Below are 12,780 nucleotides of genomic sequence, written 5' to 3'. Positions count from 1 at the left end.
CTTTTGATGATTACATTTTTGCATTGAGTCGATAGACAAAAGCGAGCACCTCCGCTACGGCCTGATACAGTTGCGGTGGAATTTGTGTTTCCAGATCGAGAGCCTCCAACACTTGAACCAGATTTTCATCTTTTACGAGCGGCACCTGATGGGCTTTGGCAGTTTCAACGATTTTTTCAGCCACCAGCCCTCTACCCTTGGCGACCACTCTGGGAGCAGCATCCTTATCTTTATCGTAGGTGAGCGCAGCTGCCTTTGATTTTTTTTCCATTGTCAAATCCTTAAGTCAATCTGCCGATCACTGATGAGTTCCAAATCAATATGATGAAATTCATTGATTTTTTTCTGAGATACCACGGTTTTCAAAACCAGGTAGTCAAAAAGAGGCTTTAAAGGATCACGGATTTCTGAATAGTAGTTTTCCAACTGCGTTCGTGTATCATCATCTTTGACAAAAAACGTAATGGTTAAATCCTTATCAAGCATGAAAAAATCTGTCCGAATTTCGCCGATACGGTCCATCTCCAGCAGGAGCGAGATTTTGAATCCGTTCTGAGCGCCGTCCTGGTTCTTTTTGGGGCAATATAATTTTAAGCGCGCTTTTTCCCGATTTTCCTTTAAAGGCAGCGTGAAGCTAAAAACTTGGTAGGGCTCGGCCAAATCATGTTTGCGAACGGCGCGGGACTGCTGGTCCTGGATATCGGTCAACAAAATGTCGAGAGTCCCTTTAAAGTTCGCCAGACTTTTGTCGTCGGGAAACTTAGCATTGGCCTCCGGCGTCTCCAGGTAGGCTTTGAGCATGAGAAGGATGGGCTTTAGGTCCCGTCCGATGATGTGTTGGATCCGCGGGTCATGAACAAGTTCTTTGATATTTTGAGCATCCGGGCGCTGGCTAACTGTATGGATCAATTCAGCGATGTTTTTCTCAAAAAATAAGCCGCTATTCTCAACATAGGTTTTAATCAAAGGAAGCCATTTGCGGATATCCTGGCTTAAATCAAGCTGTGCAAAATGCGCCTCTAAGGCAGTCAAGGCCTGGTTGACGTGAACCGGTGGTGATTCGCTGCCGGGCGATGCTTGCAGCATATGCTGGGCCGCCTGTTTGATCTCGGACTGAATTTTATTGAAAAGGTCGAAAGATAGGATTTCCAGGCGATTGGATACCGTTTTGTCTGTGCTGATCGTGCCGGTGTTTGGATCGATGACTTGCAGGCGAAGCTGCCCAGCGGTGTCGGTCACTTTGGCAACGAAGTCGGCTCCGGCTTTAACCGGAAACTGGATTTTTGCCAGGGCACGAAATTTGCCAAAATCAACCAGGGCGCGCTGATCGTCTTTGACCTCAATGATCTTTATATCAAAGATGTCACCCGGTTTGATGATTTTTTGAGCCCAGGCAGATCGATTGATATGTGGATCAAATATCGTTTTAATGAGTAAAGATAGATCCATATGTCATACCATTTAGCTGCGAAGCGACGGATGTTAAAAACCTCGAGGACGAATAGGATCCATGATTGATTATCGCCCTCATGCTCTTAATTTTAAGGTTAATGATTAAAAGCCATTATTCTTCTTTTTCGGTGTAATATACACCCGGTATCCAGCTCTTTTTTATTTTAGCGGTTTGGTTTGGATCCCCCTCGTCTTCGTGCACAAACTTAAAATTATTCCAACCGATCCGTATCATATCATTGTGGGCCAGCTTTTGACGCCTGATTTCTTTGCCGTTAACAAAGGTACAATTGGTGCTTTTCAAATCTTCGATATAATACTGAGGCTCTTCAGCGGATTTATCAGGTGCTTCAACAGTAATAACCGCATGTTGCGAGCTGACCACCGTGTCGTCGATAAAAATATCGCTCTGTGGATCACGCCCCATGGTAAGCGCCGGTTTATCTATTTTGAACTTTTTAATGGCCACACCTTCGTGCAGCTGAACGATCATTGCCATTGGTTTCTCCCTTATGATGGTGATGTTGTCATGGGTTCTTTATCGGTTGGCCGCTTGCCAGCAACGGCCCGAAGACGGCCCTGGAAACCTGTGTAAAAGATGCATCCAGCGGATCCGTGCCTTTAAAGCAAATATCAATATAGGGGTCATCTGATTCGCCTCTGGTGTAATCACTGCCAGACCATTTTTGCCGGGCGAAAGTCATTGCTGCTTTTTCTGACTTGCCGTTGAGCTGCTGCTGCACATATTCCAAAGACGTGCTCGGAAACAGATGCAGCGGTTCTTGCAAGCCTTTTTTTAAGATAGCGATCAAATCAGTCAGACATTGGTGCGATTTTTGAACGGGCTGAAATTGCCAAAATGAATCTTTAAAAACCATTATGCTGGTGCACTGCCAATCAAACTGGGCGACTGCATTATATGCAAGATGGTAAATCCACAGACGCAGGAGATCCTGCGCCCGCTGGTTGGCATAACGGTAATGCACCAGTCCGTTCTTATATATTTGAGGACACCTGTACAACAGATTAACGCCACCGATATCGATTTGTTCTTCCAATGGGCCCGCAATGGGTTTTGCCAGCAGATCCTCTACTCTACTGGCAAATTGCTCTACGGACCTGCTCATTTCATTGTATACCAAAGTGCCGACATTGCCATGCGGAAAATGACCCATGGCCATTTGGGCCGGTCGAGCTGATTCCAGGTCATTGCCGGCCATGCGGGTATCCATCATGCTCTGGCCGGCGTAAAATTGATCTAAAGGACTTAAGACAAAATCTTCACGTTTATCTGCCAAGGCGTCAGGATGACCCAGATAAATGCCCAGTCGTTGCTGAAGTATAAAACGGGTCGGATGACTGAAAAAACGACACAGCGTTTCAATATCCAGGTTGCGCCATTCGTCACGCTCTGAGGCCTTTAAGGGGATCGGTCGGCTGACCAGCGGTGTTGTTTCTTTGGTTTGTTTTATAAAAGCTGCCGCTTCGCAGTTTTCTTTAGAATAGCTGAAAAGAGAAGCGTTTTTTTCAAAATATTGGGGTGCAAAAGCTTGCAGACGATGAAAAGAGAGTACATGATCATGAATTTTTTTTCCTGGCACATCGAATCCCTTCTCGATCGTATCGAGCAGTTCACTGACCAAAACCGATGGAGGTATGCGGCTGTTGTCCTGGGGGCTTTGTCCCACATAACTGATATAAAGTTTGTTGCGGGCTGAAATGATGGATTCCAGAAATAAATATTTGTCGTCATTTCTGCGAGATCGGTCACTGGGTCTCGGGACCTGGGCGATCAGGTCAAACGATAGAGGTTGAGAATCCCGCGGAAAGGTGTCCGAATTCAACCCCACCAGACAGATCACTTTGAATGGAATGCTGCGCATCGGAAGCATGGCGCAGAAGGTCACGCCGCCGGTCATGAATCCGGATCCAAATCGCAAGTGGTCCAAATGCCGCTCCAAGTAAAATTGAATGGGTTCCAGTTGAAGTTTTTCATGGAAGGCTACATCAAACTGGCGCCGGCTCAGTTCATCTATGCTCTTTCGTAAATTTCTTATTTCGGACTGCGCATCTTCATCTGGCAGAAAGAAATCTTCCAGTAGCCGTCTAAAAAACAGGCTCCATGCCTGCAGCGCTTTCGATTCATTCAAGCTCTGAGTGTTTTGAAAAACGGCATCACTAAAATCCAAAAATTTTCCGAAGCTATGAATTTCATTTCCCTCAATTTCATCGTAAGGCAAGATATCGCCAAACATCCGCTGGTTACCTCCCGGCATGGCATAGCCCAGCAACAGCTTCCGAATACCGGCATGCCAGGTATTTTCAGAAACTGGCGGCAGACCGAGCCGGTGCCGATGGTTGGCGTCGATTCCCCAACGAATCCGCGTTTCACTAATCCAGCGCTCGACAATTTCAATATCAGAGCGCTGAAGTCCGAACTTTGCACGAATAGCCGGAATTTCCAGCAGGCGCATGACGCGTGCTACGCTGAAGCGAGAGCCCTTGAGGTCCAAAATTGTAAAAAAGCCGTCAGTCAGCCCTCCCTGTTGCCGGGCGCCCCGATCGGCAATGCTAAACGGAATAGAAAAATGTTCATCGGTCTGGGCATCAAACACCGCCTGAATGTAAGGTGCGTATGTTTCAATGTCAGGTGTCATGACTACGATATCTTTGGGCAGCAATTGGGGGTCGGATTCAAACATCGCCAACAGATGATCATGCAGTACTTCAATTTCACGCATCGGACTGTGACAACACTGAATTTGTATCGATGTATCCGATGGATCAATTGCAAACACCGGCATGCGGGATGCTGTCGTCACATTTTGGACGGGACTGTCTGTGCTGGCATTAGCCGGTTGCCGCGCTCTTAAATTTAAAATGTCAGACTGAATGCAGCTGAGCAGATCATTGCACTGTGGGTCCTGATAGGTTTCGTGCATGTGTAAATCAAAATTGGTGATCATCGTATGAAAATCTTTACCGTGCGCTCCCATCGAGGCCAACAATCGGTTGCCCTCTTCCAGGTGCAGATCATCAACCCCATCGGCTGAATGCGAGTAAGTGCGCCGGATGCGTCGCATTTGCTTTTCAGAAACAATGTCGCCCCAGTATTCCTGACAGGGATTGAGCACAAAAAGGTTTATGTCAATCACCCGAGACAGGGCCATAAATGTCTGCAGGTGGAAAAGCGGCAGATAGGATATGCCGAACATAAATATGCGCTGCGGAAGATCGGTGAAGGCTGCTGGATCGTTTTTAATTTTTTTAATCAAATCAAGCTGCTGACGGGCGCGGTGGCGTGCAGGCTGTTTTGCCTGCAATTGCCGCCAGAGCTCGGCCTGCCAATGATCCTTGGCATGTTCGGGATTTTCGCCCTGCTCCCAGCCAAAGATCATTTCAGGTCGAAACACCAGATACTGATCATAAAGATCGGCCAGTTTGCTGGCAAGCTGCATTGCCTTGAGGCGGGTGGCATCATCCGCTAGATAGTTTTTTAAACGCGTAAAGGCCGGGCTAAGAATGCAGTCTGGAAGCACTTTCAAAATTTCAAATGGCAAAACATCCGGATCAAAGGGTGATGGCAGCTCGTCGTCCGGCATGAGCTGTTGGGCGATTTGATCCAGGAACGAATTGGGAAAAGGAAACTGGATGTTGGCGCAAATACCATTTTGCTGTGCAAGTTGTTGCGATATCCAGCGTTCCATGCCGGTGCTCTGAATGACGATAATTTCAGGTCGCAGTGCATCAGACATGGGTGCTTTCAACTGTTGGGCCAATTGCGCCGCCAGAACCTCAAGTTTGTTGCTCGTAAAAATGTTGGCACCGGGCATCTGCTGCTGTCTTTCTTTAGGTATACGACTCGGAAACTGGCTATTCGCAATTGAACGCTCAAGCAATGAATGATACAAAAATGAAAAAACGCATCTGCGCAAAGGCTTTCAAAACCGCAAATACCAATCGCAGCGCAACATCAGGGCTTTGCGCTTTTTGGCCAACGTGTAATCCTTCACTGCTCCGGCAGGTGGTATTCGGAAAACGGAAAGCGCGTGATAGGTTGTGAGACGTCCAATTCGTATCATAAGCGCGGATGACCTTATTTGTCAAACAGTCCGATCAGCGCAACCACTAACGACAATACCGCCTACGGAACGTTTTTTTTGCCAAAATGTCCTTTTCCTTCTTGCTTTTTATCCTAGGTCTTTGGTGTCGATCAATTTACGACTGATCCAACCCTAACAAAGGAGGTGCCATGGTCCAGGCGGATCGCTCTGCAGGTAAGAAACCTTTCTGGAAAAAAGCCGTCAAACCCGCCATTTTCCTCGCCCTTGGCATCCTCATCGCGTTCCCCCTATTCAGCATGTCTTACTACACCATGGTTCGCGCCTCCACGCCCGATTTTTGCGCATTATGTCACGAGATAAAACCTGCGGTGGTGGCCTGGCGCTCCTCCACGCATGCCAACAACGCTACCGGCGTTGTTGTCGATTGCATGGACTGTCACCTGCCCGTTCCCCAGGATACCTTCAAATTTTTCTTTACGTTGCGTCCGCAGGATTTTAAGGCGTTTCCCTCCGGGACCAACTGGCAGGATGAGCGCCAGAAAATGAAAAACATCTGCAGCGCCTGCCATGGAAATTCCTGGAACAATGACTTTTATGATGGTTTTGACAAGGCGGTGCAGGAGTATAGTGAGGTATACTTCAAGCCGGCCAAGGCCAAACTTGATGAGCTATACGAAAAGGGCCTGCTGGACAAAACCAAGTTTTTCGACGAGCACTTAGAAGTCGAATACTATGAACTGTGGCGCCACGAAGGCCGGCGGGCCCGAATGGGGGCGATGATGATGGCGCCAGATTACGCCTGGTGGCACGGCATCTACGAGTGCAAACTGCGTTTTGCCAATTATATGGAAGAGGCTAACCACCTGATTGAAACCGGTAAAAAAGCTTACATTTCCAAGGATTTTCCCAACGCGACCGGCAGCACCGAGCGACCCAAAGCGATATTCAAAGAATAGCATCGCTCATCTTAACCTAAAAACCCTGCGGCCGATCCAGCTGTAGGGTTTTCTTTGTCTCTCAATGGTAAAGGTATTATTGATATTAGCTACCGCTGCCAACCAAATAATTGAATAAGTAAAAAGCCATTTTACGTTTTATATAATTGAAAACCATCTCAAAAATAGTAGATCACGCCCAAGGGCAAGGCGCAAGCCGATTCGAAAGTGGAGTATACACGATAGTATTCGAGCATTTCGAATCGGTTTGTAACACAGCCATTGGGCGTTAGGTGCATTTTTGAGATGCTTTTGTTATTCCCAGCGGTTATCCCCCTTATGCTCCAAATCAATAGTGTCGTCCTGCTCCCCTTTTGGTGTGAAACGATCATGCTGGACGTGAATGGAGGAGACGGTGCCCTGCTCGCCGATGAAAGAATTTAAAAGCCAGCTAATAAAGCTGATCAGCAAGGAGCCGAATATGGCCGTCCAAAAACCATAAACACCAAAACCCGGAATGAGGCCGGATGCCATTTTGAGCATGAGCGCGTTGATAATAAATGTGAACAGACCGAGGCTTAATATGTTTATGGGAAGGGTCAGCAGCAGGGCAATCGGTCTTAATACCGCATTCAAAATTCCCAATACAGCGCCTGCAAAAACAGCGGAAAAGAAACCGCTCACTTGGATACCATCCAGCAAATAAGCTGTGGCCACTATAGCGGCCGTGGTCGTCAGCCATCGTATTAGAATACCGGCCATCGTTTTATCCATTAAAAAAGCATCTCATTCATAGGGATGAGATGCTCGAGTCAAGAAAGGGCCACCCTTTTTATCGAAAAGGTCATGTCCGCGCGCAACCTTCTTCAATCCGCCGATATTTGTGGTAGTTGTAACCGTGGCAACGCTAAACACGCTATGGGAGCCGAATGATGTTTAGTAATGGCTGTTGATTTTTTCCCTTAACAGATGCGAGCATCTGAAGGTTACCACTCGGCGTTGGTCGAGAAGCATGTCCGCTCCGGTAGCAGGGTTACGTCCACGACGTTGATTCTTTGCCTTGACACAAAATTTGCCGAAACCGCTGATTAAAACATCTTCGCCTTTTTCTAAATTGCTTTTCATCAGCTCCAGCAGCGTCTCAAGCAATTCGGCGGATTTGTTTTTAGGGTAACCAAGTTGCTCATGAATGGCATCAACTATCATTGCTTTTGTGAGTGTCATAGATCAACTGCTCCTCCGAAGCGTTAATGACTTATATAATTTTGCACGCAAGTGCTAACTTATCCAGATGGTGTTTGTCAAGAAATATCTTAAATTTAAGCAAATATTTAATGGTATTCTGCGAAAAGCATGCCAGAAAAAAGTAAAAATTCGAAAAATTTTGTATAAATTAACTCTATTTTTTAAATAATAGAAGATCGGATCATCTTGCAATGACCGCAGTGAAGTAGAGACGATGCTGTATAGGTGGATCAGATGTGCTGATCAAGCAAGACATGTTTTACAAAGCCGGTTTGATGCCATCGAAGTCCCATGCGCAGTTGTCAATAGCTACTCATGCTCTGTGGCAATGCGTTCTTTGTTGGCTTCAAAAGTTTTGGGGCCGATACCGGGAACCTGGACAATATCTATAGGTTCTTGGAATGGACCATGCGACTCCCTGTACTCGATGATCACAGCCGCTTTTTTGGGCCCGATACCTTTTAGCTGCGCCAATTCCTCTGCCGATGCTGTGTTGATATCAATTTTGGATAGGTCTTGGGCCTGCAAACTGGAGAGCGCTAAACAGATGATTGCAATGACAACCATGAATTGAAAACGGGATCTTTGTTGCCGCATGTCACACCTCCGTTGAAATAGGGTTTTCAGATTTATTAAAAAAAGTTGCGGTCTTCACCACTTTTTAGGCTCACTGCAGTGTTGCAAATTTGCAATTGGTTCACATTCAATTGCATGCATCACCGATTTCATCGAACCAAAATGAATCAGCCACCCGTTTGTCACAGGTGGCTGATTTTCGAAGCGCTCACATGATGGAGTATGCGCTTACTGCGCAATGATCTGATCTTTGATTCTGTCAAACGTCCGCAGCCCTATTCCCGGAACATCCATAAGTTCTTCGGTAAGTTTAAAAGGACCATATTTTTGGCGATGTTCAATAATCCGCACTGCGTATTTGGGACCGACATTTTGAAGCCCTGCCAATTCTTTGGCCGATGCCGTATTGATATTTAGCCGTTCACTTTCCTGTCCCCATACCGGATTTATACCCATCAACGTGATCAACAGGATTGTTAAACCAACCCACAATACCGTGTCCCGTTTCATCATTCAATCACCTCCAGACGTTTACAGCAATAGCGATTAAGTAAGCTTATTTTATCTGAAGGGCATGCGTGTCGCAATAGGTCAACTGTCGTATTTTTTTTAATACTTTATACGTAACTGAACGACAGAAGTACTAGGAAAGGCGGTGGACTCAGGGCATTTTATAAGGTAAAAGTATTATGCCATTGGCTGTTATTTGTTATTCGTTATTGGTTATTAGACTTGACGAATCAGATATCTGCAGCAACGTATAATTTGTTTAAGACCGCACAATTAAATCGTATTTTTACCAATAACCAATAACAGATAACCATTAACCTGCCGTAGAGCGATCGCGCTCAACGGATAGCGGCACACCGGCCTTATAGCAGATCCCATTTCCTTTTAGACGGTAATGGGTCACGGCTGCAGATACAATCACCGAAGCGCCCTGCGGCATGTGGGTTTCTGTTTGAAGATCACTGTCAACAATGGTCAGATGCCCTTGAGTGCAGATGATAATTTCAACGTTACGTTGCTGCGGACTCTGATATTCGCTGTTGCCTTGCAATGAAATAACCGACAAAACAAATTCTGCAGCTGGGCTGCGATAAATCAGTTCATTTGCAGCCGTTGACTCGGGTTTTAACAGCGTGATGTCCTGACCCTTAAATTTCAAGACGCGCAGCAATTCGGGCACATCCACGTGTTTGGGTGTCAGACCGCCGCGCAGGACATTGTCAGAATTTGCCATCAACTCAATTCCCAATCCCTCCAGATACGCATGCAGTTCGCCTGCATCTAAATAGATGGCTTGACCTGGCTGCAGGCAGATCAGATTCAGAAGAATCGGCGAAAGCGCACCGATATCTTCCGGATAGGTTTCAGCAAGTTTTAGCATCCATTCAAATTCCGGTTGTGAGGTGGCCAAATCGCCTGCATTGAGTACAGCTTCCGCAACCACCCTCTTCTTTCGCGCTGAATCTAAAGACATCAATGAGGTGTAAAATTGCTGCAAGCCCTGGGTTGTTGGTTTGCGCTTGAATTCTGAAATCAGTTCGTTGAGCTGTTTTAGATTCAGTTGCTGCAGGAAGGTCAGGATATTTGGAATTCTTCTGAAACGACTTAAAGCCCAAAATGGGGTTAAGGCACAAATACATTCGGGTTTATGATAGTTGTCACGATAGTTGCGGTTGGGGGCATCCAGGGGAATTTTTTGGGCGTTTTCCTGCTGAAAGCCAATCTGTGCTTGGTTCAAGTCTGGATGGACCTGGATGGAGAGTGGCTTTGCGGCCGCCAATACCTTGAACAGAAACGGCAGATGATTATGAAATTGTTGGGCTACATCGGGGCCTAGAATATTTTCTGGATCCTGATCAATAAGCTGTTGCAGTGAGACCCATTGATCATTGTGATATGCCCTTGACGGTGCTTTGGGATGAGCGCCCATCCAGAGCTCTGCCTGAGGTCGGTTTTCGGTGTTTGGCTGCCCTAATAAGTCCGGAATCGCTCGGGTCGAACCCCAAGCGTATTCCTGAATCGTATTGTTTAAAAGACTGATGCGGATCATCATCTACCCCTTGGAATGGATACGTTGTTTTTACGATAGTACCGCTGATACCGGCTTGGTTCTTTTATTATGCCCATCTGCGGCGGCCATGTCAAAAAGGCGCTAGCGGTTATCTGTCGAATTTTTGAAATCAGGGCATCTATGGACCCTTCTCCAACCTATTGATAATAATAGGTAAAATTTCAAAGACTTGACCAAGAGCCCTTTTTATAATATAAATAATGATAATAGCTAGTTAGTTGATGCTTATCGGAAAAATGGCTGCTCTGCTTCAATGGCAGACATGTATTGGCTGCCATGCGGTAATCAACCGTTTTGGCGATGTGTCTTTCGAAATGGCGTGATCTTCCGCCAACCATTAAGAATAGCAAGGTGTTTGCCAGGCCGTATTCAGGTTTTCGCTGACGGCGACATCCAGAGGGCTACTCTGTTAAACGGGAACCTGCTGACGAAAAACCTGCATAGAGCGCACGGTCGCTCAGCCAGATAAAGCGAAAAAGGCCTCTTTCGAATGAAAGTCAGTTTGATGCCAAACAGCGTCTTGTAATAGTAGCATCAAAATTCATTTCATTCGCCAAAAGTCAACCAAATTCTGAAAAATTAATATATGATTGAAATCGAATCTTCGGGTATCACTGACATCGGCAGAAAAAGAGAACAGAATGAAGATTCCTTATTCTACGATGACAGTTTAGGGCTTTACGTAGTTGCTGACGGCATGGGCGGGCACAATGCCGGTGAAGTCGCCAGCAAGCTGGTTGTCGAGACCATCCGCGATTACCTGAACCAGAATTCAGCTGCCGACGCACAGCAGCAGTTGGTAAACGCAGATCGAAAACTTTCCAAAGATGCCCGCAGATTACTTGCCGGTATTTACCTGTCTAACCGTATTGTTCATCAAACTGCGTTGAAAAATGAGAATTACAGGGGCATGGGGTCCACGGTATCTGCTGTGTATTTTACGGACCGGACTTTTATTGTCGCCAATGTGGGAGACAGCTTGGTTTACTTGATCCGCGACGGTAAAATCAACCTGTTGTCTGTGCCCCACACCCTGGTTGCCGAACAGGCCGAATTGGATCCGGAAAACGCTGAACTGCTCTGGAACGATTTTAAGCATGTGCTGACGCGAGCAATGGGCGTTGACGAATCCGTGAAGGCTGACATAAACGAAATGCCGTTTTATAGACACGATGTTTTGGTGCTCAGTTCTGATGGATTAACCGATAAAGCAACACCCGAAGAGATTCTGGAATTGGTTGAAAACCAACGGTCGGACAGCGCCTGTCGAAAACTCGTGGATCTGGCAAATGCTCGAGGCGGTGAAGACAATATCACCGCAATTGTACTGCGAATCAAATCGGATGCTACGAATAACCGTGGTATTTTAGGTTGGTTTAAAACCATATGTAAAAAATTTATGAACAGCGATTTGGCTCAAAAAGCTTAAAAACGTAATAGCGCCATGCCGAAAATTTCACTCAAATTTCAAAACAACACGCTTGCCGATTATCACCTGCCGCCCGGGTGTTCCTTGAAAATCGGACGCCGCAAAGACAACGATATCGTCATTGATAATCTGGCGGTTTCCAGTCACCATGGGAAGATCGATTCAGCCGGTGATGGGTTCGTTTACATCGATCTGAAAAGCAAAAATGGATCCTTTATCAATCAACAACTGGTGACCTCGCATTGGCTGCAAGACGGTGATGTCATCTATATTGGCAAGCATTCCCTGACCTTTGCTTATTTTGAAAGTGAAGTCCACCCGGATGATAAAGATCAGAGTGAAATGGAAAAAACCATGGTAATGGACACCAATGAATACCGATCTATGGCCCACCAAAACGATGCTGAAACTGCTAATGCAAAGCCATCCAAATCGGCTGTACCCAAGAAAAACAAAAAAAAGTCGGTCCGAGGATTTATTACCTTTCTGTCCGGTGGTGAAGGCACTTTGGCGCTAAAACAAAAGGTGACCAAAATCGGCAAAGACGATTCTAGTGATATCGTCCTCAAAAGATGGTCGGTCGGCAAGACTGCCGCCACCATCAGCCGCACCCGTGATGGCTATTATTTTAGTTATGTGAGCGGTTTTGCAAAACCCAAAGTGAATGGTAAAAAGGCTTTTAAAAAACCGGTAAAATTAAACGAAATGGATATTATTAAGATTGGACCCATCAAACTACAATTCATCGGCAAAAAATCAAAAAAACAAAACGCCTGATCAGCCCTTTGACGTGGAATTTTAATCGATCGAAAAACCGCTAAGACTATTTTCTTATCACAGATCACTTCTTTCCATCCCATCATACAAGCTGTATTTCTTATATACGAACAGCACATAAATTGCGGATGCCAACCCTGCATTTGGTCATTGAAAAAAAGTCCTTTGCGATTTATGTGTATGTTGGTGCTTGAAAATTAATGTGTAAACGGTTTATTGATG

11 protein-coding genes and 2 pseudogenes are annotated in these 12,780 nt (G+C 45.9%); 4 read left to right on the top strand and 9 right to left on the bottom strand.

The genetic code is table 11. The features are described 5' to 3' along the window. Window positions 1–10: 10 nt before the first annotated feature. The 4 genes from QNJ26_12655 to recC form a co-directional block, all read right to left on the bottom strand. Window positions 11–271 (bottom strand): EscU/YscU/HrcU family type III secretion system export apparatus switch protein, encoded by a 261-nt coding sequence (locus QNJ26_12655; GenBank protein MDJ0986384.1) that lies wholly within the window; start codon window positions 269–271, stop codon window positions 11–13. A gap of 2 nt (window positions 272–273) precedes the next feature. Continuing rightward, window positions 274–1,449, bottom strand: coding sequence for a hypothetical protein (locus QNJ26_12650; protein MDJ0986383.1), 1,176 nt, complete (start codon window positions 1,447–1,449; stop codon window positions 274–276). Window positions 1,450–1,564: 115 nt separating this feature from the next. Further along, window positions 1,565–1,951 (bottom strand): FHA domain-containing protein, encoded by a 387-nt coding sequence (locus QNJ26_12645; protein ID MDJ0986382.1) that lies wholly within the window; start codon window positions 1,949–1,951, stop codon window positions 1,565–1,567. Between the two features lie 28 nt (window positions 1,952–1,979). Continuing rightward, on the bottom strand, window positions 1,980–5,285 hold the full coding sequence (gene recC / locus QNJ26_12640) for an exodeoxyribonuclease V subunit gamma (protein ID MDJ0986381.1): 3,306 nt from the start codon (window positions 5,283–5,285) through the stop codon (window positions 1,980–1,982). 419 nt (window positions 5,286–5,704) lie between these two features. Here recC and QNJ26_12635 point away from each other — a divergent pair. Together QNJ26_12635 and QNJ26_12630 are read left to right on the top strand one after the other, a co-directional pair. After that, window positions 5,705–5,977, top strand: a pseudogene (locus QNJ26_12635) (NapC/NirT family cytochrome c). A 15-nt stretch (window positions 5,978–5,992) separates the two neighbouring features. Next, window positions 5,993–6,472 (top strand): annotated as a pseudogene (locus QNJ26_12630) (hydroxylamine oxidoreductase). 294 nt (window positions 6,473–6,766) lie between these two features. Here the strand turns inward: QNJ26_12630 and QNJ26_12625 are convergent. From QNJ26_12625 to manA, 5 genes are all read right to left on the bottom strand, one after another. After that, entirely contained in the window at window positions 6,767–7,225 is a 459-nt protein-coding gene (locus QNJ26_12625; protein ID MDJ0986380.1) for a phage holin family protein, read from the bottom strand. A 162-nt stretch (window positions 7,226–7,387) separates the two neighbouring features. Next, the gene (locus QNJ26_12620) at window positions 7,388–7,675 is read right to left on the bottom strand and encodes an integration host factor subunit alpha (protein ID MDJ0986379.1); all 288 of its coding nucleotides are present in this window, start codon (window positions 7,673–7,675) and stop codon (window positions 7,388–7,390) included. A gap of 330 nt (window positions 7,676–8,005) precedes the next feature. Further along, window positions 8,006–8,293 (bottom strand): helix-hairpin-helix domain-containing protein, encoded by a 288-nt coding sequence (locus QNJ26_12615; GenBank protein ID MDJ0986378.1) that lies wholly within the window; start codon window positions 8,291–8,293, stop codon window positions 8,006–8,008. 207 nt (window positions 8,294–8,500) lie between these two features. Continuing rightward, window positions 8,501–8,785 (bottom strand): ComEA family DNA-binding protein, encoded by a 285-nt coding sequence (locus QNJ26_12610; protein ID MDJ0986377.1) that lies wholly within the window; start codon window positions 8,783–8,785, stop codon window positions 8,501–8,503. Window positions 8,786–9,095: 310 nt separating this feature from the next. Continuing rightward, window positions 9,096–10,334 carry a mannose-6-phosphate isomerase, class I gene (gene manA / locus QNJ26_12605; protein ID MDJ0986376.1) on the bottom strand — a complete coding sequence of 413 codons (1,239 nt, stop codon included), beginning with the start codon at window positions 10,332–10,334 and terminating at the stop codon, window positions 9,096–9,098. 604 nt (window positions 10,335–10,938) lie between these two features. Here manA and QNJ26_12600 point away from each other — a divergent pair. Then, complete coding sequence (locus QNJ26_12600; protein ID MDJ0986375.1) at window positions 10,939–11,781, top strand: protein phosphatase 2C domain-containing protein; 843 nt, start codon at window positions 10,939–10,941, stop codon at window positions 11,779–11,781. A 15-nt stretch (window positions 11,782–11,796) separates the two neighbouring features. Beyond that, window positions 11,797–12,558, top strand: coding sequence for an FHA domain-containing protein (locus QNJ26_12595; protein MDJ0986374.1), 762 nt, complete (start codon window positions 11,797–11,799; stop codon window positions 12,556–12,558). The last annotated feature ends 222 nt before the right edge of the window (window positions 12,559–12,780 follow it).

This window comes from Desulfobacterales bacterium, assembly GCA_030066985.1.
Classification (GTDB): domain Bacteria; phylum Desulfobacterota; class Desulfobacteria; order Desulfobacterales; family JAHEIW01; genus JAHEIW01.
This window is presented reverse-complemented; position numbering and strand designations above follow the sequence as displayed.

What these genes read in the sequence shown, in the direction of transcription:
- QNJ26_12655 (MDJ0986384.1), bottom strand. Translation starts at nt 271, where the DNA reads ATGGAAAAAAAATCAAAGGCAGCTGCGCTCACCTACGATAAAGATAAG.
- QNJ26_12650 (MDJ0986383.1), bottom strand. Translation starts at nt 1,449, where the DNA reads ATGGATCTATCTTTACTCATTAAAACGATATTTGATCCACATATCAAT.
- QNJ26_12645 (MDJ0986382.1), bottom strand. Translation starts at nt 1,951, where the DNA reads ATGGCAATGATCGTTCAGCTGCACGAAGGTGTGGCCATTAAAAAGTTC.
- recC (MDJ0986381.1), bottom strand. Translation starts at nt 5,285, where the DNA reads ATGCCCGGTGCCAACATTTTTACGAGCAACAAACTTGAGGTTCTGGCG.
- QNJ26_12625 (MDJ0986380.1), bottom strand. Translation starts at nt 7,225, where the DNA reads ATGGATAAAACGATGGCCGGTATTCTAATACGATGGCTGACGACCACG.
- QNJ26_12620 (MDJ0986379.1), bottom strand. Translation starts at nt 7,675, where the DNA reads ATGACACTCACAAAAGCAATGATAGTTGATGCCATTCATGAGCAACTT.
- QNJ26_12615 (MDJ0986378.1), bottom strand. Translation starts at nt 8,293, where the DNA reads ATGCGGCAACAAAGATCCCGTTTTCAATTCATGGTTGTCATTGCAATC.
- QNJ26_12610 (MDJ0986377.1), bottom strand. Translation starts at nt 8,785, where the DNA reads ATGATGAAACGGGACACGGTATTGTGGGTTGGTTTAACAATCCTGTTG.
- manA (MDJ0986376.1), bottom strand. Translation starts at nt 10,334, where the DNA reads ATGATGATCCGCATCAGTCTTTTAAACAATACGATTCAGGAATACGCT.
- QNJ26_12600 (MDJ0986375.1), top strand. Translation starts at nt 10,939, where the DNA reads ATGATTGAAATCGAATCTTCGGGTATCACTGACATCGGCAGAAAAAGA.
- QNJ26_12595 (MDJ0986374.1), top strand. Translation starts at nt 11,797, where the DNA reads ATGCCGAAAATTTCACTCAAATTTCAAAACAACACGCTTGCCGATTAT.